Origin of the sequence: Wolbachia endosymbiont (group A) of Andrena fulva, assembly GCF_964026815.1 — a bacterium.
Lineage (GTDB): Bacteria > Pseudomonadota > Alphaproteobacteria > Rickettsiales > Anaplasmataceae > Wolbachia > Wolbachia pipientis.
Genome location: NZ_OZ034701.1, coordinates 922,222 through 942,257, shown reverse-complemented (window position 1 = coordinate 942,257; position 20,036 = coordinate 922,222). Strand labels below are relative to the sequence as shown.

The window sequence follows — 20,036 nt, the reverse complement described above, 5'->3', positions numbered from 1 at the left end:
CAACCAAATAATAAAGGCTAGATCCCAGTGTCACGCACTGGGATGACAAAAAAAGGAGCACTGGAATGACACCATCTTGGATGGAAATAACGTCACGCGCTGGAATGACAAAGAAGAGTGGGCTTTCATATGGTTATGCAAGAGGTTTACTGAATGCAACCTAACTTCTCACACACACATTTTACCACATGATCAGCGTTGATATTAAAATGCTCATAAAGTGTTTTATAAGGTGCTGATTCTCCGAAGCTTTTCATGCCAATAAATATACCGTTTGAACCTATGTATTTATGCCAACCCATTTCACTTCCGGCTTCAATTGCAACTTTAATGCTGTCATTATTTAATATTGCCGCTTTATATTCATCGCTTTGCTCGTCAAAAAGCCTCCAGCATGGCATAGAAACAATCCTTGTACCTATACCCTTTTCCTGCAATTTCTCCCTTGCTTCAACTGCAATTTCAACCTCGTACCCCGTAGCAAATATCGTCACTTTTAATTCTTTTGAACATTCACACAAAATATATGCACCAAACTTCGATAAATTAGCAGATTGATCGATATCAGAGTAGAACTTGCGCATGTAACTTACGTTTTGCCTTGAGAGCGCAAACAGTGCTGGAGATTCTTTCTTTTCGAGTGCAATGCTAACACACTCCAGAGTTTCAACTGCATCGGCTGGCCTAAAAACATATAGATTTGGTATAGCACGCAAAGAGGCTAAATGCTCTATTGGCTGATGAGTTGGGCCATCTTCTCCCACTCCAATTGAGTCGTGAGTCATGACATACATAACCTGCTGCTTCATCAGAGCTGAAAGACGTATAGCAGGACGACAATAGTCGGAAAATACCAAAAAAGTGCCGCCATAAGGAAGAATCGCGCCGTGAAGTGCCATACCATTCATACATGCTGCCATAGCGTGCTCTCTCACTCCATAGTGGACATAAGAGCCACTATAATTATTGCTATTTATTACCTGCATGTGCTTATATTTAGTGCAATTTGACCCGGTAAGATCAGCAGAACCGCCGATTAATTCCGGCATATGTTGTGTTAAAAGTTCCATTACCCTACCAAAAGAAGATCGAGTAGCTTCGTTTGGCATTAGCTCACATATTTGTTTCTTCAGGTCAGCTAAAACACCAGCGATATTGTCTGGTAGATGTTTATCTAACCGTCTTTGAAGTTCTACATGATATCCTGTTACCCCAGCTCCACTTTTTGTCATCCCAGTGCTTGACACTGGGATCCATTCTTTTTCTTCTTTCCTGGTCACGCGCTGGAATGACATCGTGTAATTTTGTTTTGCTCTCTCAACAGTTTTCATCCAGGCGTTTTTCACATCTTCTGGTACATGAAATGGTTCATAATTCCAGTTTAATTTCTCTCTCATCTGTTTGATGTCTTCCTCCGAAAAAGCACCACTGTGAACAGAGGATGTGCCAGCACGGCTTGAACATTTTCCGATAATAGTTTTGCAGCAGATCATTGTAGGTTTATCAGACTTTTTTGCTTGCTCTATTGCAAGGGATATGGCATCAAAATCATGGCCATCAATTTTGTCAACATTCCATCCATACGCTAAGAAGCGTTTCTCTACATCATCAGAGCAGGAAAGGCAAGTAGCGCCATCTATAGAAATATCATTATCATCAAAAAGAGCTATAAGCTTATTCAATTTAAGATGCCCAGCAAGTGATGCTGCTTCATGGCTTATTCCTTCCATAAGACAGCCATCCCCTAGCATCACGTAAGTGTAGTGATTGATTCTGAATTGCTTTTTAAGGATTGATTCAGCAAGTGCCATGCCAACAGCAGCGGCAAACCCCTGACCGAGCGGGCCTGTTGTTGCCTCTACCCCGGAAGTCAAGCCGAACTCTGGATGACCTGGGGTCTTGGATCCCATTTGTCTGAAGTTTTTTAGCTCATCTATGCTAATATAACCTGTCAAATATAATATTGAGTATAGTAACATTGACCCATGACCGTTTGATAAAACAAAGCGATCTCTATTGAACCATTTAGAATCATCAGGATTATGATTCAGATATTTAGCAAACAAAACAGTTGCAACATCTGCCATGCCAAGTGGCATACCTGGGTGTCCAGAGTTTGCTTTTTGTACTGCATCAATTGATAAAAAACGGATGGCGTTTGCCATAGATTTTAAATGTGAATGATTCATGTGTTAATAGAAAAACTTAAAAATGAAGTATAAAAGATTATATCAGCAAAAACAAGTTGACACTGAGTGCTAAAATCCTTAATAATCTAAAGTTAAATCGTGAGAGTTTTTATATGACAACTGTTATCACTAGAAAGTATAGGATTAGCCGTAGACTTGGTGTAAATTTATGGGGTAGAGCTAAAGACCCAGTAAACAAAAGGAAATACCCTCCAGGTCAACATGGTATTCTTGGATTCAAGAAGTTATCCGACTTTGGTAAGCAGTTTGCTGCGCATAAGAAATTTAAGTTTTACTATGCGATTTCAAGTAAGCAGCTCAGACGTACATTTTTAGATGCTTATAACAGAAAGGGTTATACGGCTGATAATTTTATCGGTATCTTAGAATCGAGATTAAGTTCTGTTTTATACCACTCTGGTCTTGTTCCAACAATTTACTCAGCAAAGCAGCTCATATCTCACAAGCACGTTACAGTTAATGATAAGGTGGTTAACATATCGAGTTATCGAGTGAAGCCAGGTGATATAATAAAAATAAGAGAAAGGGCAGCAAAAATCCCTGTAGTAGTAGAGGTTGAACAAAAACAAGAGCGCAAGGCTCCGGATTATTTAGAAGCAGATAGTAAAGAGCATTCAGTGAAGTATTTGAGGTCACCTCAATATTCTGAGGTTCCTTATTCAGCAGACATGGAAGTCAATTTAGTAGTAGAGTTTTACTCTAGATAGATAAAAAAAGCCCGTGTGGCGGAATCGGTAGACGCAGCGGACTTAAAATCCGTGGGTTTTGCGACCTTGGGAGTTCAAGTCTCCCCATGGGCACCAATTTAACTTAGCAGATAAATACAAAAAAGTATGAAATGGCTTGATATAGAAGATATTGTGGAAGCTCTGGAGGAAAAATTTCCAAATGAGAATATAATTAGTATCAGATTCACTGAGCTTAAAAAAAAGGTCTTGAGTTTAGAGGAATTTGATGATGATGAAAAACGCTGTAACGAAAAAATACTCGAAGCTATTCAAGCAGCTTGGATTGAGGAAAGATTAACCGCATAGCAATAAACCATACGCAAACGTGATTTCTATTACAATTTGCATATTGATTATGCTATTTTTTGGATCTAGCCTGGCAAGTTAATAATAATTTAACTAATTACAATTAAAACAGCTATAAGGTTAATTATGAGGCAAAGATGACAGCACAAAATTTGGTAAATGGAACGATCTTGGCAAGTGCTACGTTGAGATAAGTTTTGCATAAAAATACTGCTTTTACGGTGTGAGGCCAGAGGGTAGAGTTGTTGTTAAAGCAGCTACAATCCCAGTTGTAACACTGGGATTGACAAACAATTGTACTCTATATTAAATTTATAGAATGATAAAAATTGATTTTTGAGATTATTATGTTTGGATTATATCAATATTGCATGCATTCTAGATTACTAAATATTTGTTTAATATTGTCTATAACTGTGTTACTAACCGGTTGTTTTGCAACAATGTTTTCCGGTTCTACACAAGCAATTCAAATGAAAGTAGTAGATGATAATGGTGACTTGATAGAAAAAGTTAGATGCGTCGTACATGACCCATCTGGAATGAGCCATTCTATTACATCTAACCCTGGGGTAGTGGTTATTCAGCGAGGTTCATGGTCACTGTTTGTTGATTGTAAAAAAGCAGGTTATAAACAATTAAATGTGATGGTAGGTGAAAGTTTTAATAAGGTTGTTTTATTAAACCTACTGTGGTTGCCTGGTTTTGTGATTGACACAGTTACTGGAACTTATAAACAATATCCATCACACTATGTTGTAACCATGGAAGAATCTGGTTCATAGCAGAAAAATGCTCAAACGTAGCGGTCCAAAAAAATTAAAGTCTATAATTGAAAACTATGCATTAAAATGCATGAAAAATAAGATTAGTAAAAATGAAATACGTCTTATTTTAAACTGGCGAAATATAGTAGGGAAAGAAATAGCAGAGTGTACAAAACCGAAAAAGATCTCATATGCACAGAATATAAATTCGGGTGTGTTGCATCTGGTAGTAACAAATGGCAGCAAAGCATTGGAAATTCAGCATATGATTTCTCTTATAATAGAAAAAATTACGATATTTTTTGGTTATAAAGCAGTATATGGTATAAAAATTAAGCAAGAGAGTATTGACTATTTGACTATATAAGGTAATCTAAGTACATAGAATAATTTGGTATATTGAAGTGAGTAGAGTTTGTGAATTAACAAATAGAAAAAAATCTTTTGGTAATAAGGTATCACATTCGAATCGTAAAACAAAGCGTACCTTTCTTTTAAACTTACATAAAGTTACGTTGACGAGTGATATATTGAATAAAAAGTTTAGATTTCGTGTGGCAACAAGAACTTTGAGAACTATAGATTACAAAGGTGATTTAGATGCTTTTTTGCTCAACACAAGAACGATTAAACTAAGTGAGAAAGCGCAGAAGATAAAAAGAAGGTTGAAAAAAGTTTTAGTAAAGCAAGAGGTAGAGTTAGCAGTTTCAGATGCATAGCAAACCTCAATGGCTCAGAGCAAAAGCTCCGACCGGTGAAGTATTCAATGAAACCTTAAACATCGTTAAACTGCATAACTTGCATACAGTGTGCGAAGAGGCTGCATGTCCAAACATTGGTGAATGTTGGAATAAACGTCATGCTACTGTGATGATTCTCGGTTCTGTTTGCACTCGTGCTTGTGCATTTTGCAACGTTGCAACTGGCATTCCTGATAAACTAGACCCTCATGAACCAGAAAATTTAGCAAAAGCAATAAAAAAGTTAAACTTAAAACATGTTGTCATTACTTCTGTTGATCGTGATGATTTACCAGATGGTGGCGCAAATCAGTTTATACAGTGCATAGAAGAAATTAGAAAGATAACTTCAGAAACAACAATAGAGATTTTAACTCCTGATTTTTTAAATAAGAAAGGAGCATTTGAAGCAATTGCTGTTGCATCACCTGATGTCTATAACCACAATATTGAAACAGTGCCGAGATTGTATGCAAAAATAAGACCACGAGCTCGCTATTTTCATTCACTATATTTGCTGAAGATGGTAAAGCAGATTAATCCTAAAGTTTTCACAAAGTCAGGGCTTATGGTTGGTCTTGGAGAAACAAAAGAGGAAATACTGCAGGTTATGGACGATTTGCGCAGTGCTGAGGTTGATTTTATTACAATTGGTCAATATCTACAACCAACTCCAAAACATGCAAAACTTGATAGGTATGTTACCCCAGAGGAATTTGAGCATTATAAATATATCGCTTACTCCAAAGGGTTCCTAGTGGTTGCATCAAGCCCACTAACTCGGTCATCATACCACGCTGAAGAAGATTTTAATAGGCTTAAGGCCTGTCGTTGACATTTGTGTTAATTCAAATTAATTTTTACTAATTATAAAGGAGTTTTTACGTAATGTCTACTATAAAAATCGAGAAGAAATCACAATTAGTTAAAGAGGTATTCGATTCCGTGGCAAGTCGCTACGACACCATGAATGATATAATGAGCCTCGGAATGCACAGATTATGGAAAGATAAGATGGTAAATAGTGTGCATTTTACAAAAAACTCTAAGGTTTTAGATGTTGCTGGAGGAACTGGAGATATAGCAATAAGAGTAGTAAGAAAAGAGCCAAGTGCTAAGGTTACAGTATGCGATATAAATCAAAACATGCTAAACAGAGGACGTGATAAAGCTATAAATTCAAACCAAATTAATTTTGATTGGGTATGTGCAAGTGCAGAAAGTTTACCATTTGAAGACTCCGAATTTGATTATTGCACAATAGCTTTTGGCATTCGAAATGTTTCTGACAGCAAGAAGGCTTTAAATGAGGCGCACAGGGTATTAAAACCACATGGGAAATTTATCTGCTTAGAATTTGCCCCTATGCACTATCAAAATGAGATATTTACCAAACTTTATGACTTATATTCATTTAAAGTAATTCCTAAAATTGGCAGCATAGTTGCTAAAGACAAGAGTTCTTATGAATATTTAGTGAGGAGCATTAGAGAGTTTCTAACTCAGGCTGATTTTAAAATGGAAATTGAAGAGGTAGGCTTTAAGAATGTTGAGTTTCATAATATGAGCTATGGAATAGTGGCATTACACATTGGAACAAAATGAATATTAAACTCTGGTATAGAACGCTGGATTATTATCTCATCCTTCCAGTGTTTTTTTTGCTCACTATAAGCTTCATTCTTGTTTATTCAGCAAGCCCTGTAATTGCGCAGCGTCTTTCTCTACCACAGGATTATTTTATACGGCGCCATACAATTTATATAGTCCTGTCACTAATTACCTTGGTGACATTTTCTTTTCTCAACACAAGAACTATACTTAACCTCTCATTCGCAGGTTTCGCTTTATTTACTATTCTAGTAGCAACTGCGATAATACTTGGTATAGAGGTAAAAGGTGCGAAACGATGGTTACATATTGTCAAAATTTCTGTTCAACCATCTGAGTTTGTAAGGCCATTTTTTTCTGTTGTTATAGCTAGTATCTTGGCCAGCGAAATGAGGTTTAAAATGCACATATCAATCATAATATTTCTGTTAGTTTTTGTGTTGTTACTTTTGCAACCTGATTTCAGTATGTCTATGCTTTTAACATATTCTTTTATCGGTCAAATGTTTATTGCATGTATACCATTTTTATACTTTCTATGCATAATAGGAATGGCCACAACTGGAACTACAATAGCTTACTTATGCCTCCCACATATAAAGCAAAGGATTTACAATTTTGTCTTTTTTACGCAGCGCGATAACTTTCAAGTCACAAAATCATTAGAAGCATTCAAAAGAGGTCAATTAACTGGAGTTGGACCTGGTGAAGGTAGCGTAAAAGCCTCTCTTCCTGATTGTCATACAGATTTTGTGTTTTCTGTTTTAGCAGAAGAATTTGGTTTGATTACGTGCTTAGCCACATTGATGTTATTTGGTATCATTTCCGCCCGCTTGCTTTACGTTGCATATAGGGAAAATGAATTATTTAATCTGTTAGTGATTCTCGGTATCTCAATGCAATTCATCACACAATTCATAATAAACATAGGGGTAACATTGAGTGTTTTTCCTACCACCGGCATAACCCTGCCGTTACTTAGCTATGGTGGTTCTTCTCTTTTATCTTCGAGCATCGCACTTGGCATAATGCTGTCTTTCAGTAGAAACCAAGCTATCGCATTAAAGTTTCGTGAGCGTGTTATGCTTGGAAGACATGCTGTAGACTAATGCCATACCTTTTCCCTTTCCCCTGAAACTAGAATCTATATACTTAACTTTAGAAACTTTAAAATACGATGCGATCTAATATTAGGCAGTTATTTTACTATATAAAGCCTAATCTATCCTATTTTGTCATAGCTTTTATTGCAGTTTTATTTTCAGCCTTAACGATCCTCCTCTTTGGCAGAGGCTTAAGCAATATAATTGATTCTGGCACAGAGCACGATTTTACTACCAAACTATTAGTTGCAATACTTATAGTTTTAGCCATTTCTCTCACTGCATTTACTCGGTTATATTTCATTGGCATTGGCAGCGAGAAAGTTATCGCAAGAATCAGATATGACTTATATAGCAGTATCACTAACTTGCAACCAAGTTTCTTTGAGAACACAGGCGTACAAGATGTTATCTCAGCGTTAATTACTGATACCTCTGTGCTGCAATCAATAATAAACAGCAGCTTACTAACCATATTACGAAATTTTGTGATTCTGATTGGCAGTGTTGCTATGTTATTATATACAAATATACAACTAACTGCGTATGCAGCCGCAATAATACCTATACTACTCATTATCATGACCTCACTTGGAAAAAAAGTGCATAGCTATGCACGCTTTGCTCAGGATAAATTAAGTGAGCTTGCGTCATTTAGTGAGGAAAATTTTAGATCTATAGTGACTATCAAATCGTTTGTACTCGAGGAAAACGAAAAAATCCGTTTTAAGGAACATTTAAACTCAGTATCAAAATCATACGTAAAATTAGTACTCTTGCGTGCTATTTTAGTAACTCTAGTTATCACGTGTGTGATAGGTTCACTAGTTGTTTTGCTCTTTTTTGGTATTAAAGAAGTCTTAAGCAATAATATAACTATTGGAGAACTCTCCTCATTTGTGTTTTATTCAGCGCTCGCAGCAGGAGCTATAAATAATTTGAGCGATAATATCAGTGATTTACAACGAGGTCTTGGAATAGTAGAGCGTTTATTTGAATTTAAAAATATGAAAAGCTCTATAGCAGATCCCGATGATCCTATAAAAATTTGTAGTGTTCAAAAGGGAATTTCGTTTAATGGCGTAACATTTTTTTATGCTGATAAGCCAGCATTAGATAACGTATCATTTTCTATAGAGGCAGGTCAAGCAGTATCAATTGTTGGACCATCTGGCAGTGGTAAAAGCACCATTTTAAAGCTTCTGCTCCGTTTTCATGATCCAAACAAAGGTAGCATTACTATCGATGGGCACAATATTAAGTCAATTGCGCTAAATGACCTCAGATCGTTGTTTGGCTTAGTGCCACAAGATCACATGATATTTTCTTGCTCAATAATGGAAAATATACTATATGGCAAACCAGGTGCCGAATATGAGGAAGTGAAGCAAGCAGCCATCAGCGCTTATGCGATGGAATTTATTGATAAGCTGCCTGATAAATTTGATACATTTGTAGGAAAAAGAGGATTAAAACTTTCTGAAGGACAAAAACAACGTATTGTAATAGCAAGGGCCATACTCAACAATCCTCAGGTTTTAATACTGGATGAAGCAACCTCTGCCCTTGATTACAAAAGTGAGAACCTCGTGCAAAAAGCATTGAGCAAGTTAATGCAAAACAGAACAACAATCGTAATTACACACAGGCTATCAACCGCACTCAAGACTGACAAGATTATAGTAATTAATCATGGAAAAGTAGAAGAAGTAGGCACTCATGACTCTCTAATAAGTAAAGACGGGCTATATGCAAAACTGGCGAAGATACAGTGGAATTGAAAGAAAATTTAAATCATACCGTTAGTTGATATGCTAGATTTATAATTAAAATTATTAAATTTTTAATTTTATTATTTTATAATGGTTCCATAGTTATCCGGAAATTTCGTGATCTGTAGTTTCTTTCATTCACGTTATATTCATAGCTTGTTCTATCTTAATGTAATTCCAATTTTGACTGTATAGGAGGTCTCTATGTTAAAACATAACTATAGTGATAAAATCAATAATCGCTATTCATATACTAACAAATTTTCTTATAGTGATGAGGGTGTAGACGAGACGATCAAGGATAAAATCACAACTGAAGATCAGGTAGTAACTGATGATGTTGAAGAGCCTGATGCTGGTAATGATGGTTACAGCGAAGGTATGGCTTTCTCTTACCATGGTTACGGCAACGACTTAATATAAACTCTGATCCAGGAAGATAAAATAGTTAAGATAAACCTTCAACTAGTCCCACTTATTCACTATACTGCTATAGATTTTATAGCAATATAGTGAATGAACATTTTTAAGCAGATTTCCTCTCTAATCTTTAGTAAATTGAATGAGTTGAAGCAAAGGGGTATTATAAATACAGATACAACAAACTTTATCGTAGAACCCCCAAGTAACAGAGCACATGGAGACATTTACACAAACGTTGCTATGGTGCTCGCAAAGCATGAAAAGAAGAATCCCATTGAAATTGCAGAGGTTTTAGCCAAAGAATTTGAACTTTTTGATGAAGTTGCAAAAGTGGAAATAGCGGGCCCTGGTTTCATCAACATACACTTAAAAATAAAAGTATGGCATGGGATTTTAAAACAAATAAATGAGCTAAAAACAGAGTTTGGCACCCTAGATATAGGGAACAATCAGGCCATCAATGTTGAATTTGTATCTGCAAATCCAACTGGTCCACTGCATATTGGTCATGCAAGAGGGGCAGTATTTGGTGACGTTCTGGCAAATTTATTGAAAAAAGTTGGTTATAAAGTTACTAAGGAATACTATATTAACGATGCTGGAGCGCAGATAGATACACTAATAAAGTCAGTATATCTGCGGTACAAAGAAGCTCTGGGAGAAAAAATCAGTATAGAAAAAGGTTTATACCCAGGTGAATATTTAAAACCGATAGGGGAGGAGCTGGCTAAAAAATATGGCAAGGAGCTTCTAAAAAAGCAAGATAATCAGATAATTAGAGACTATACTTTAAGTTCTATCTTAGAACTCATAAAGGAAGACATGAACTTACTTGGAGTAAGTCATGATGTTTTTACTTCAGAGTATGAGCTACAAAAAAGTGGCAAAATTGAAGAGAGTATAAAGATATTGTCTGACAAGGGTCTAGTGTATGAAGGGTACTTGGAGAAACCAAAAGGCAAAGAAAGTGAAAATTGGACTTCCAGAAAAGAAATGTTATTTCGCTCTACAAAATTTGGCGATGATGTTGACCGCGCACTGAAAAAAGAGGACGGCAGTTGGACTTATTTTGCCTCGGATATTGCTTACCATTTTGATAAGATATCACGTGGTTTTAACAATATGATCGTAGAGCTTGGTAGTGACCACGGCGGTTATGTCAAAAGACTTAAAGCAGTCGTCTCTGCGCTAAGTGATGATCAAGCAAAAATAGAGGTAAAACTGCATAATATTGTGAATTTTTTCGAGAATGGCAAACCTGTTAAGATGTCCAAAAGATCAGGAAATTTCCTCACAGCAAGGGATGTAGTGGAAGAAGTTGGCAGGGACATAACTCGTTTTATAATGCTAACACGCAAGAATGATATGGTCTTGGACTTTGATTTTGCTAAAGTTAAAGAACAGTCAAAAGACAACCCTATTTTTTACGTGCAATATGCGCATGCTCGTGCTCATTCGTTAATGCGTAATGCTCCAAAAGAGCTCCCAACAGCAGATCCTTCACTTTTAAGGACAGGTGGAGAGCTCTTCCTCATAAAAACCTTAGCAAAGTGGCCAGATGTGGTAGAAATTGCAGCAAGGCTTTGTGAGCCACACAGAATTACTTTCTACTTACTTGAAGTTGCAGAAGCGTTTCACGTTTTATGGGGGTATGGCAAGAGTGATTTAAACATGCGTTTCATACTGGAAGACAACTTAAACCTCACCGCTGCAAGAATGTTTCTCGTGCAGGCCTTAGCACACGTCATCGCTTCTGGACTTTCTATCTTCAATATAGAGCCTTTGGAAGAGATGAGTTGATTTTTTTATGCAAGATTGTTTTTTCAACGAATAGAGAAGTTGACAAAATTAAGTAAAAATGTTATAGTTTATAGTAGTATTTTCTGGTTAATATATGGCTCACAGTCAAAAAAAGCTCAATGTTAATGTAAGTTTTGACAGTAAATTGGCTCAGTATCTTACAGAAATGGCAGAGACTCAAAATAAAACTATTCCTGAAGTTTTAGTAGATTTAGTGGAAGAAGAGTTCGAAGAAGATGTAGAGCTATCCAAAATAGCTGACGATCGCCTCTCTGAAGGTGAAGAAGAAGTAGAGGATGATGAAAACATCTGGAAATAAAACTTACACTATAAAATTCTTAAAAAATGTTATTGAAAAAGAAATTCCAGCTCTTCCGGCAAAGATTAAATTAATGGTTCAGGAGGCCATAAAGAAACGCCTTACAGTTGATCCTTTTAATCTAGGAAAGCCTTTATGTCATAGCTTTAGAGGGCAATATAGGATAAGGGTTAGCAACTACTGTATAATTTACAGCATAAATCATTCAGAGCGCAGAGTACTTATTACTGCAGTGGGGCATAGAAAAAACATTTACAAACACAGGAGATTACACAATTAAAAATATAAGAAGACAACTTAAACCTTACCGCTGCAACTCGTGCAAGCCTTAGATCGCTTCTGGACTTTCTATCTTCAATATAGAGCCTTTGGAAGAAATGAGTTGATTTTTTTTGTTACAATATGTAATGATCAAAATATTATTCAAAGTAGGGTAAAGTTATGACAATCAGTTTTAGGGAGTATTCAACTGTATTGACTGAAGTTGCGGAACAGACAGATTTAAATGGAAATAACATAATTGAAAGAATAAAAGGGCATTAGCATAGATCCCGCTAACAAGCAGCGGGATGACGGTTGTCAGGGTGTCAGGCTAGTACCTTCTCTTGTCATCCCAGTGCCCAGACACTGGGATCCAGAAAAGTTTGCTTGTTCACAAGCAAACTAGCATGGAAAGTGGTTACAACATTTTCGATGAGATTATATGGAAAACTGTATTCCAGTGTCAAGCACTGGAATACATCAGAGGGGCACTGGAATGACACCCTTTACGGGCTCTTAAATTGTAACTATAAATGTTTAAGAAATTTACCAAATAAAAAAAAAGGCAAAAGAAGCCTCGTGGTGGTTGGCTATTTACCATGTACTAAAATACCGGCGTTTTTTTTATTCTAAAACGCTTGATTAAGAGCGATTTAGCTGCTTTTAACTTGCAACTAACCTACACCGCAAGTGTTTAAGAAATTTACTAAGCAGGAAAAAAGGCAAAGAAACCCCGTAGTAGCTAGCATTCAAATTCTCCCTTGTCAATTTGACGTTTTTTGCTGTCTTAAACGCTTTGTAAGCGCGTTTCGGCTTATATAGATAAAAACCTAAAAATTTTTAAAGACATGCGATGCACGTAGTGCGAAAAATTAAACATGAGACGCCAAATACCCTAAGTTTTTTGTCATTAACCTGCACAGATTGCGAAGATAAATAAATAGCTTCAGTTTCATGATAAGGGGGTTGGCGAAGGGTGTCAAGTAATTCCGTTCCTTATGGGTAAAAAAAGAGAAACTCTAAGTTGCAGCCGCACAATGTTTCTCTTTTCTGCTGTTGATGATTATTTCGCCTATTGTAACTGCCGCTAGAATAAAGCAATAATATACCTGTGTTAATAAAGAAATAGGTGATACAAAAGCTATACTCCCTGCTAGCAATAGTTGGGAACCATAAGGTAAGATACCTTTTGTAGCACAAGCAAAAACATCTAATAAGTATGCGCTGCGATGTGGCGCAATACTGTGTTTTTGTGCAAGCCTTTTTGCAATGCCACCACTTAGTAAAATAGCAATGGTATTATTGGCAACTAAGGTAGTAAACATAGACGCAATTCCTGCTATCACAAATTCAGCTTTAGTTTTTGTGATATTGCTTTCATCGATGAGTTTATGCAACGCTTTTTGACCTTGCTTGTACATTATATGGCTCAATCCACCGATAAATAGAGCAAATATCACTATTTCGTTTACTTTTTTGAAACCGTCATACACGTCATGAGGAAATTGAATGATAGCATAGTCAAAAAAAGTTATTCCTAGCACACCAGCAATAATTATGTTTATAGTTATTGTTACTAAAGTGGCGACTTCAAGCAGCCCCATGATTATTAAAGAAATGTAAGGAATAATTTTTATTATAGAATAATAATCTAAATTTGATATAGAAATAATTTTTGTACTATTTGAGGCAACTGCTAGGTAGATGAGTGTTATAATGCTGGCAATAAGTGCAACTTTAGAGTTCATTTTAAGTTTATCTTTTGCTGAAGCTTCCTGTGAAGAAACAGATGCAATGGTGGTATCAGATATCATCGAAAGGTTATCGCCAAACACGGCACCACCTACTACAGTTGCAGTTCCTATTTCGAGACCAAAAGCTCCACTTTTTGCCAGATTAACAGCTATAGGTACCATCAGCGCAACAACTCCCATAGATGTGCCAATTGCAGTTGAAATAAAAGCAGAAGCCAAAAATACTCCAGGCAGCAGTAATCTTGCTGGAAGGAAATTAAGAATTAAATTAGCAACAGTGTCTGCGCTACCGATTGATTGAGTCACCGCAGAAAATGCTCCAGAAAATAAAAAAATTAAACACATAGTAAGGGTGTTTTTGTCACCCATGCCCTTGATAACAGTATCGATGTTATGCTGAATTTTATTTGTACCACGTGAGACAGCAAAAAATAGTGCTGGTAATAAGCAGATTACTGGTGAAACCTGATGAAGTGGATTATCAGTTCCGATAAAAGAAAAATAAGCACCACTTCCAAGATACAAGATTAAAAAAATAATCAAGGGGACAAAAGCTGTCATTTTACTGTACCTAAACTTATAACTATAACTAATTAAGTGGTTTTAAGCAAGTTTGGTTTTCACTAGTTCTACAGGAAGTCAATAGCAGAGTTTTAAACTTCATATTTAATCTACTAAATAAATAGCACATGTAGCTTATTGCTTGACAATAGGATCTAATTGTTGTCTAGATTCCAGCATCACGCGCACAACTGTACGAACATTTGTTTGCGAAGAAATGTTATAGCTGGTTTTGCTTCAAACACAAAGATATCATCCGAGTAGCTGAATACTTGGATCCAGGAAACTTAATTGCAAGTAATGCATTGGGTTTGGTGAGTATGGGTTTTGCGTTATAGAATGAAGCACTTTTTGTGAATTTGTAAAGAAAACTGGATCCCAGTGGGCTTTGTTGCATCGCTAGCTATGATGGATTAAAGATAAAAAAGGTGGAGAATATCAGTAGCTTATTATTCTGGTATTTATAACAAGAACGGTCAGTGAATACCTAAATTTGAGTAAAAGAAATTTCACTACCACTCACTAATCCGGCTAAAATTCAAGAATTTCAATGCTTTAGCTATTTTCAATAGAATTAAATTTATTAATATAAATAATAAATTACTATTCTTAAATTTGATCAGATTGATTGCAAAAAAACAAGATTTTCAATAGGTTGCTTATAATCCTAATTATAGTTAGCCTTTCATAAGTAGCGATGCAACAAAGCCATCCCAGTGTCAAGCACTGGGATGACAAAAAAAGGAGCACTGGAATGACACCCTCTTGGATAGAAATTAACGTTACGCACTGCCCAGTTCATTTAGCTACAAATATTAAGAAATTTACCAAATGAAAAAAAAGGCAAAAGAAGCCCCGTGGTTGGCTAATTACTTACATTATACTTTCAAGTATGGCGTTTTTTTATTCTAAACGCTTAATAACTGCGATTTAGCTGCTTTTTAATGCAACTAACCTTTAGTCATAAATGTTTAAGAAATTTACTAAATAGAAAAAAAGGCAAAAGAAACCCTAGGGTAGCTAATTATTCACTATCCATTTTTTAAGTTGGCGTTTTTTGATGTTTTAAATGCTTTATAAGCGTATTTCAGCTTGTATAGGTAAAAACCTAGAAATTTGATAAAGACATAGAGTGCACATAGTGCAAAAAATTAAACATGAGACGCCAGATACGTGAGTTTTTTTGTCATTTAATCTGTACAGAGAAGATAAATAAATAGCTTCAGTTTCATGATAAGGAGGCTGGCGGAGTTTGTCAAGTAAGTTTTTTATTTCTAGCGGTTGTTGCCAAAAACTATACAAGAAGTCTATTGAAATTACGTATATCAATCGTTGTAAAATCACACAATTGCTCTGTAGAGCTATGCCCTGTAATAATTACTATACCATTTTGCTCAGAGCGTATTGAGATTAGGTTCAGCACTAATTCACACGTTGCACTATCAAGATTACAAAATGGTTCATCTATCATCCAAACGCTTGCATTAGAAATCAAGAGGCGAGCAAGTGCAACTCTTCTTCTCCAGCCTGCAGAAAGTTCGCCATATCTAATATTAAGTACAGGCTGCAACTGCAAACAACAAATAGCTGCCACAATCAGTTCTCTAGTATTTCGTATTCCTGCCCAGAATTCTACGTTTTGAGCAACAGTTAAGCTATCTTTACAGGCATTCTTATGGCCTATATAGACCATAGAAGATATATAGGATTTTGGATCATCATATATATCTTTTCCGCAGTGCCTTATATTGCCTGATACCGGCGGTAAAAGTCCAGATAAACTTCTAATTAAGCTGGTTTTACCACTACCATTTGGACCAGTGATTAGAATCTTTGATTTTAGCTCAGCTTTAAAACTGAGATTCTTAAATAGTACCTTATTATTACGAGTGCAGGATAAATTTTCACATTCAAGCATGGATTATCTGCCCTTCCCCTTATGTTTACCTTGAGTTGAAGCCTGAGCTTTTACAAACAGCTCCCAAAATCCTTTCTGTCCGCCTTCTCTATGTATCAATTGTGCAAAACGCTGCATTAAACCATTACCCATCATAACCATCTTTGTCCATTTACCTACCGGTTTTGCTATGTCAACTATTTCTGGATCTTCTTTATAAACTTGCACATCTTTTTGTTTCTCGCGTAGCGTTTCTTGTTGTTTCAGCAACTCTTTTTGCTTATTTTTTTGATATAATTCATTGAATTTTCTGTCTTCTTCCCACTCTTCTTTAAAAACTTTTCTAGGAAATATGATTTTTCTAATGCGATTTTTGTATATTTTTCTCAAAAAGAGAAATACTGCAGCGACAGCAAGTAATGTTACGCTATATAATATGATCTGTGTAAGTGGCATTTCCTGTATCTAATTCATTAAAAATACCCTTGCTATTATACCATAATTATAGAAATTGTGCAATTTTTTTGCGGGTAAAGACAATATAAAAGCAGTACTGCTCTATTTCGAAAATTGCGCAAATATCTGACGAACGGGCTTGTATGTAATAAGGTTTATTTCTATACTTCTTAAAGAATTTAGAAGTAAAACAAATATGAACTGCTGTAAAACTCATACGTGCAATGAACTGAGGAAGAACGACGTAGAAAAGGAAGTTACCCTTTCTGGATGGTTATATCGTAAGCGCGACCATGGTAACCTAATTTTTGTTGATTTAAGGGACTTCTACGGAATCACTCAGCTAGTATTTAATAATGACAAAGACTTTTTTGATGAGATATCAAATTTAAAATTGGAGAGTGTAATTACTGTTACAGGAATAGTTGAAGCTAGGACTGAAGATACGGTAAACAGCTCTATTTCTACCGGAGAAATCGAGGTGATAGTCAACAATTTGCGCGTTGAGTCGGAAGTTGAGTTCCACTTTGATGAAGAAATAGCAAAAGAAGAAAGAAGTATATTGGCAAGCATTACCGGCGAGCAAGAATACCCAGAAAACATGAGATTTAAATATCGATTTCTTGACTTAAGACGTGAAAAAGTCCGCAACAATATTATTTTGCGCTCACAAATTATTGCAGAGCTCCGCAAGCTCATGATAGAGCGAGGATTTTTAGAGATTCAAACTCCAATACTCACTGCTTCCTCTCCTGAAGGAGCACGCGACTACCTAGTGCCAAGCAGGCTAAATCCTGGCAAGTTCTATGCATTGCCACAAGCTCCGCAGATTTTCAAACAGTTGCTCATGGTCTCAGGGTTTGATAAATATTTCCAAATCGCACCGTGTTTTCGTGATGAAGATGCAAGGGCTGACCGCTCTCCTGGGGAATTTTACCAGCTAGACCTTGAAATGTCTTTTGTGACTCAAGAGGACATATTTGACGTTATTGAATCTGCTTTATATAAAGTGTTCGCCAAATTTTCTCGCAAGTCTGTCGATAAAGATTTTCCACGCATTACATACAAAGAGGCAATGCTTAAGTATGGTTCTGACAAGCCAGATTTGCGTAATCCACTATTAATCAGCGATGTTACAGAAATTTTCCGTGATTCAGGGTTCAATATTTTCAAAAGCAATATTGAGCGTGGTATGGTAGTGAGAGCCATCCCTGCACCTAAAACAGCAGAGGAACCACGCAGCTTCTTTGATAAAAAGATAGAGCATGCGCAAAAAGAATTCGGTGCTAAGGGTCTCGGATATATAACGTTTGATAAAGATGGAACTGCGAAAGGCCCAATTGCTAAATTTCTTGATGAAAATAGGCTAAACCACATAAGAGAAGCAACAAACATAGAGCCAGGAGATAGTGTATTTTTTGCTTCTGACAAAGAGAATGAGGCGGCAAACATTGCAGGAAAAGTACGCACTCTTTTAGGGTCAGAACTCAGTCTTATAGATGATAATATCTTCAAGTTTTGTTGGATCATTGATTTTCCATATTTTGTATATGACGATAAAAGTAAAAAAATCGATTTCTTTCATAACCCATTTTCTATGCCACACGGTGGTCTGAAAGATTTAGAGGAAAAGAATCCACTCGATATCCTTGCTTACCAGTATGATCTTGTTTGCAATGGAATAGAACTATCAAGTGGGGCAATTCGCAATAACAAACTGGATATCATGTATAAAGCTTTCGCCATTGCAGGCTATAGTAAAGAAGAAGTTGATACAAAATTCGGTGCGCTTGTGCGTGCATTCAGGTTCGGAGTGCCGCCTCATGGTGGAATAGCACCAGGGGTTGACAGAATGGTTATGCTACTTGCCGATGAGCCGAACATTCGTGAAGTAATCTGTTTTCCTATGAATCAGCAAGGTGAAGATGTTCTAATGGGTGCTCCTTCCAAGGTGGAGGATAAGCATTTACGTGAATTATCCTTGAAGGTTATTGAATGAAAAATTTTATAGCAAGGAGCACCGGTTAATGATATATTAGGTTATGTTAAATTGAAAGACCATGAATAATATCCAAAAAGCAATACTATCGGGCATGATCTGTAACATGATTGTGTGGTATGAACTCACTCTTTTTGGAGTATTAACAGATACAATCATCAACGTTTTTTTCCCATCAGAAGATCATTATTTGAGTACACTCAAATTCCTTGGTGTTTTTGCAATTGGTTTTGCGTTTAGACCAATTGGTGCAGTAATTTTTGGTTATATGGGAGATAAGTATGGCAGAAGAAAGACTTTACTTACTTCAGTAATATTAATTTCAATATCATCCACAATTATGGGAATTATACCTGGGTATAAAGAAATAGGGTTGCTTTCACCTGTATTGCTTGTGTTTTGTAGAATAGTGCAAGGAATAACTGCAGGAGGTGAAACAAACATTAATACAGCATTTACGATAGAGCATTCAAAAGATAAAAAAAATCTAGGTTTCTTAGGAAGTATGAAGCCCTTTAGCGGAGCCCTTGGAACGCTCTTATGCATAACAATGATATTTATCTGCAAAAGAGTTACAGGTGAGAACTATGAAATATGGGGATGGAAGTTGCTTTTTTATTTTTGCTTTTTTTTGGGGACAATAGGTTTTTTAACTAGGTACATATTAAAAGAAAGCTTAGCATATAAAACTAATAAGTACGCTAATAATTTAGCACATTCACCATTGTTAGAACTAGTAAGAAACTATAAAAGACCGCTTATTATTTCAATCAATCTGGGAATTGCTCAGAATGCAATTGTCTACGCAGCAATAATGTTTTATAATATATCAATAAAAGAGCTAGTTATTTTATCTATTAGTGTTAAAGATTTAATGAGGATAGTAATACAGGTTGTATTTGCAGCATCTGCGGTACTTTTTGCAATTTTATCTGATAAAGTTGGAAGAAAACGCGTAATGATTCCTGTACTGATTATGCTATCTCTGATTGGTACATGTGTATTACCATTATTATCTTCCGTTAACCACTATGTCGTAATAATAACTTACTTATTGATTACTATACCAGTAGGTGCATCTTTTGGAATATATGGTTCTGTTATTTGTGAACTGTTTCCAACAAAAGTAAGATGCACTGGCGTAAGCTTAGCAAATAATATATCTGCAGGAATTTTTGGTGGCCTTTCTCCATACATATGCATGTGGCTTATAGAAAAAACCGAAACAAAACTTGCAGCAGGCATTTATCTTACTGCCTGCGCATTAATTAGCCTAATATCTGTGCTTCAAATTAAAGCCAAAGACAGAAAAGTTGATTGGTGAAATCG

20 protein-coding genes and 1 tRNA gene are annotated in these 20,036 nt (G+C 36.0%); 16 read left to right on the top strand and 5 right to left on the bottom strand.

Annotated elements, in window-relative coordinates:
• Positions 1-146 precede the first annotated feature (146 nt).
• A complete protein-coding gene (tkt, locus tag AAGD84_RS04720) occupies positions 147-2,189 on the bottom strand; it encodes a transketolase (RefSeq protein WP_341817877.1) in 2,043 nt (680 codons plus the stop codon).
• A 113-nt stretch (positions 2,190-2,302) separates the two neighbouring features.
• Here tkt and rpsD point away from each other — a divergent pair, with 113 nt between their 5' ends.
• From rpsD to AAGD84_RS04650, 14 genes are all read left to right on the top strand, one after another.
• Entirely contained in the window at positions 2,303-2,917 is a 615-nt protein-coding gene (rpsD, locus tag AAGD84_RS04715; RefSeq protein ID WP_341817875.1) for a 30S ribosomal protein S4, read from the top strand.
• Between the two features lie 9 nt (positions 2,918-2,926).
• Positions 2,927-3,013, top strand: a tRNA-Leu gene (locus AAGD84_RS04710).
• A 30-nt stretch (positions 3,014-3,043) separates the two neighbouring features.
• Positions 3,044-3,244 (top strand): Fe-S cluster assembly protein IscX, encoded by a 201-nt coding sequence (iscX, locus tag AAGD84_RS04705; protein ID WP_007552114.1) that lies wholly within the window; start codon positions 3,044-3,046, stop codon positions 3,242-3,244.
• 347 nt (positions 3,245-3,591) lie between these two features.
• Positions 3,592-4,029 carry a hypothetical protein gene (locus AAGD84_RS04700; protein WP_341817873.1) on the top strand — a complete coding sequence of 146 codons (438 nt, stop codon included), beginning with the start codon at positions 3,592-3,594 and terminating at the stop codon, positions 4,027-4,029.
• Between the two features lie 7 nt (positions 4,030-4,036).
• Positions 4,037-4,378 (top strand): DUF721 domain-containing protein, encoded by a 342-nt coding sequence (locus tag AAGD84_RS04695; protein WP_010082513.1) that lies wholly within the window; start codon positions 4,037-4,039, stop codon positions 4,376-4,378.
• 37 nt (positions 4,379-4,415) lie between these two features.
• Positions 4,416-4,730: a 50S ribosomal protein L28 gene (gene rpmB, locus AAGD84_RS04690; protein WP_006279619.1), complete on the top strand. Its 315-nt coding sequence runs from the start codon at positions 4,416-4,418 to the stop codon at positions 4,728-4,730.
• Entirely contained in the window at positions 4,723-5,586 is an 864-nt protein-coding gene (gene lipA, locus AAGD84_RS04685; protein ID WP_010082514.1) for a lipoyl synthase, read from the top strand. Before rpmB ends, lipA begins: the two co-directional genes overlap by 8 nt.
• 53 nt (positions 5,587-5,639) lie before the next feature.
• Positions 5,640-6,356: a bifunctional demethylmenaquinone methyltransferase/2-methoxy-6-polyprenyl-1,4-benzoquinol methylase UbiE gene (ubiE, locus tag AAGD84_RS04680; protein WP_341817872.1), complete on the top strand. Its 717-nt coding sequence runs from the start codon at positions 5,640-5,642 to the stop codon at positions 6,354-6,356.
• Complete coding sequence (locus AAGD84_RS04675) at positions 6,353-7,471, top strand: FtsW/RodA/SpoVE family cell cycle protein (protein WP_264723332.1); 1,119 nt, start codon at positions 6,353-6,355, stop codon at positions 7,469-7,471. The genes ubiE and AAGD84_RS04675 overlap by 4 nt, the downstream gene beginning before the upstream one ends.
• A 68-nt stretch (positions 7,472-7,539) precedes the next feature.
• Positions 7,540-9,246, top strand: coding sequence for an ABC transporter ATP-binding protein (locus AAGD84_RS04670; protein ID WP_341817871.1), 1,707 nt, complete (start codon positions 7,540-7,542; stop codon positions 9,244-9,246).
• A 195-nt stretch (positions 9,247-9,441) separates the two neighbouring features.
• Positions 9,442-9,660, top strand: a complete 219-nt coding sequence (locus tag AAGD84_RS04665; RefSeq protein ID WP_010962563.1) for a hypothetical protein — start codon at positions 9,442-9,444, stop codon at positions 9,658-9,660.
• A 93-nt stretch (positions 9,661-9,753) separates the two neighbouring features.
• On the top strand, positions 9,754-11,460 hold the full coding sequence (gene argS / locus AAGD84_RS04660) for an arginine--tRNA ligase (protein ID WP_264723329.1): 1,707 nt from the start codon (positions 9,754-9,756) through the stop codon (positions 11,458-11,460).
• 94 nt (positions 11,461-11,554) lie between these two features.
• Positions 11,555-11,779, top strand: a complete 225-nt coding sequence (locus AAGD84_RS04655) for a hypothetical protein (RefSeq protein ID WP_010962565.1) — start codon at positions 11,555-11,557, stop codon at positions 11,777-11,779.
• Positions 11,760-12,059: a type II toxin-antitoxin system RelE family toxin gene (locus AAGD84_RS04650; RefSeq protein ID WP_077188096.1), complete on the top strand. Its 300-nt coding sequence runs from the start codon at positions 11,760-11,762 to the stop codon at positions 12,057-12,059. Before AAGD84_RS04655 ends, AAGD84_RS04650 begins: the two co-directional genes overlap by 20 nt.
• A 1,000-nt stretch (positions 12,060-13,059) precedes the next feature.
• On the opposite strand, the gene AAGD84_RS04645 is transcribed toward AAGD84_RS04650, so the two are convergent.
• From AAGD84_RS04645 to AAGD84_RS04630, 4 genes are all read right to left on the bottom strand, one after another.
• Positions 13,060-14,355, bottom strand: a complete 1,296-nt coding sequence (locus AAGD84_RS04645) for a Na+/H+ antiporter NhaC family protein (RefSeq protein ID WP_236514769.1) — start codon at positions 14,353-14,355, stop codon at positions 13,060-13,062.
• A gap of 609 nt (positions 14,356-14,964) precedes the next feature.
• The gene (locus AAGD84_RS04640; protein WP_341817869.1) at positions 14,965-15,105 is read right to left on the bottom strand and encodes a hypothetical protein; all 141 of its coding nucleotides are present in this window, start codon (positions 15,103-15,105) and stop codon (positions 14,965-14,967) included.
• A gap of 544 nt (positions 15,106-15,649) precedes the next feature.
• Positions 15,650-16,273 (bottom strand): heme ABC exporter ATP-binding protein CcmA, encoded by a 624-nt coding sequence (gene ccmA, locus AAGD84_RS04635; protein ID WP_341817868.1) that lies wholly within the window; start codon positions 16,271-16,273, stop codon positions 15,650-15,652.
• A gap of 3 nt (positions 16,274-16,276) precedes the next feature.
• Positions 16,277-16,708: a hypothetical protein gene (locus AAGD84_RS04630; protein WP_006279891.1), complete on the bottom strand. Its 432-nt coding sequence runs from the start codon at positions 16,706-16,708 to the stop codon at positions 16,277-16,279.
• Between the two features lie 196 nt (positions 16,709-16,904).
• Here AAGD84_RS04630 and aspS point away from each other — a divergent pair, with 196 nt between their 5' ends.
• Both aspS and AAGD84_RS04620 read left to right on the top strand, forming a co-directional pair.
• A complete protein-coding gene (aspS, locus tag AAGD84_RS04625; RefSeq protein WP_265037980.1) occupies positions 16,905-18,707 on the top strand; it encodes an aspartate--tRNA ligase in 1,803 nt (600 codons plus the stop codon).
• Positions 18,708-18,768: 61 nt separating this feature from the next.
• The gene (locus AAGD84_RS04620; RefSeq protein WP_341817867.1) at positions 18,769-20,031 is read left to right on the top strand and encodes an MFS transporter; all 1,263 of its coding nucleotides are present in this window, start codon (positions 18,769-18,771) and stop codon (positions 20,029-20,031) included.
• The last annotated feature ends 5 nt before the right edge of the window (positions 20,032-20,036 follow it).

Excerpts from the sequence above, each read along its gene's own strand:
- AAGD84_RS04645 (WP_236514769.1), bottom strand. The coding sequence starts at position 14,355 with ATGACAGCTTTTGTCCCCTTGATTATTTTTTTAATCTTGTATCTTGGA.
- argS (WP_264723329.1), top strand. The coding sequence starts at position 9,754 with ATGAACATTTTTAAGCAGATTTCCTCTCTAATCTTTAGTAAATTGAAT.
- AAGD84_RS04700 (WP_341817873.1), top strand. The coding sequence starts at position 3,592 with ATGTTTGGATTATATCAATATTGCATGCATTCTAGATTACTAAATATT.
- AAGD84_RS04670 (WP_341817871.1), top strand. The coding sequence starts at position 7,540 with ATGCGATCTAATATTAGGCAGTTATTTTACTATATAAAGCCTAATCTA.
- AAGD84_RS04620 (WP_341817867.1), top strand. The coding sequence starts at position 18,769 with ATGAATAATATCCAAAAAGCAATACTATCGGGCATGATCTGTAACATG.
- AAGD84_RS04630 (WP_006279891.1), bottom strand. The coding sequence starts at position 16,708 with ATGCCACTTACACAGATCATATTATATAGCGTAACATTACTTGCTGTC.
- ccmA (WP_341817868.1), bottom strand. The coding sequence starts at position 16,273 with ATGCTTGAATGTGAAAATTTATCCTGCACTCGTAATAATAAGGTACTA.
- AAGD84_RS04650 (WP_077188096.1), top strand. The coding sequence starts at position 11,760 with ATGAAAACATCTGGAAATAAAACTTACACTATAAAATTCTTAAAAAAT.
- aspS (WP_265037980.1), top strand. The coding sequence starts at position 16,905 with ATGAACTGCTGTAAAACTCATACGTGCAATGAACTGAGGAAGAACGAC.
- AAGD84_RS04655 (WP_010962565.1), top strand. The coding sequence starts at position 11,555 with ATGGCTCACAGTCAAAAAAAGCTCAATGTTAATGTAAGTTTTGACAGT.
- rpsD (WP_341817875.1), top strand. The coding sequence starts at position 2,303 with ATGACAACTGTTATCACTAGAAAGTATAGGATTAGCCGTAGACTTGGT.
- AAGD84_RS04695 (WP_010082513.1), top strand. The coding sequence starts at position 4,037 with ATGCTCAAACGTAGCGGTCCAAAAAAATTAAAGTCTATAATTGAAAAC.
- iscX (WP_007552114.1), top strand. The coding sequence starts at position 3,044 with ATGAAATGGCTTGATATAGAAGATATTGTGGAAGCTCTGGAGGAAAAA.
- lipA (WP_010082514.1), top strand. The coding sequence starts at position 4,723 with ATGCATAGCAAACCTCAATGGCTCAGAGCAAAAGCTCCGACCGGTGAA.
- AAGD84_RS04665 (WP_010962563.1), top strand. The coding sequence starts at position 9,442 with ATGTTAAAACATAACTATAGTGATAAAATCAATAATCGCTATTCATAT.
- tkt (WP_341817877.1), bottom strand. The coding sequence starts at position 2,189 with ATGAATCATTCACATTTAAAATCTATGGCAAACGCCATCCGTTTTTTA.
- AAGD84_RS04675 (WP_264723332.1), top strand. The coding sequence starts at position 6,353 with ATGAATATTAAACTCTGGTATAGAACGCTGGATTATTATCTCATCCTT.
- ubiE (WP_341817872.1), top strand. The coding sequence starts at position 5,640 with ATGTCTACTATAAAAATCGAGAAGAAATCACAATTAGTTAAAGAGGTA.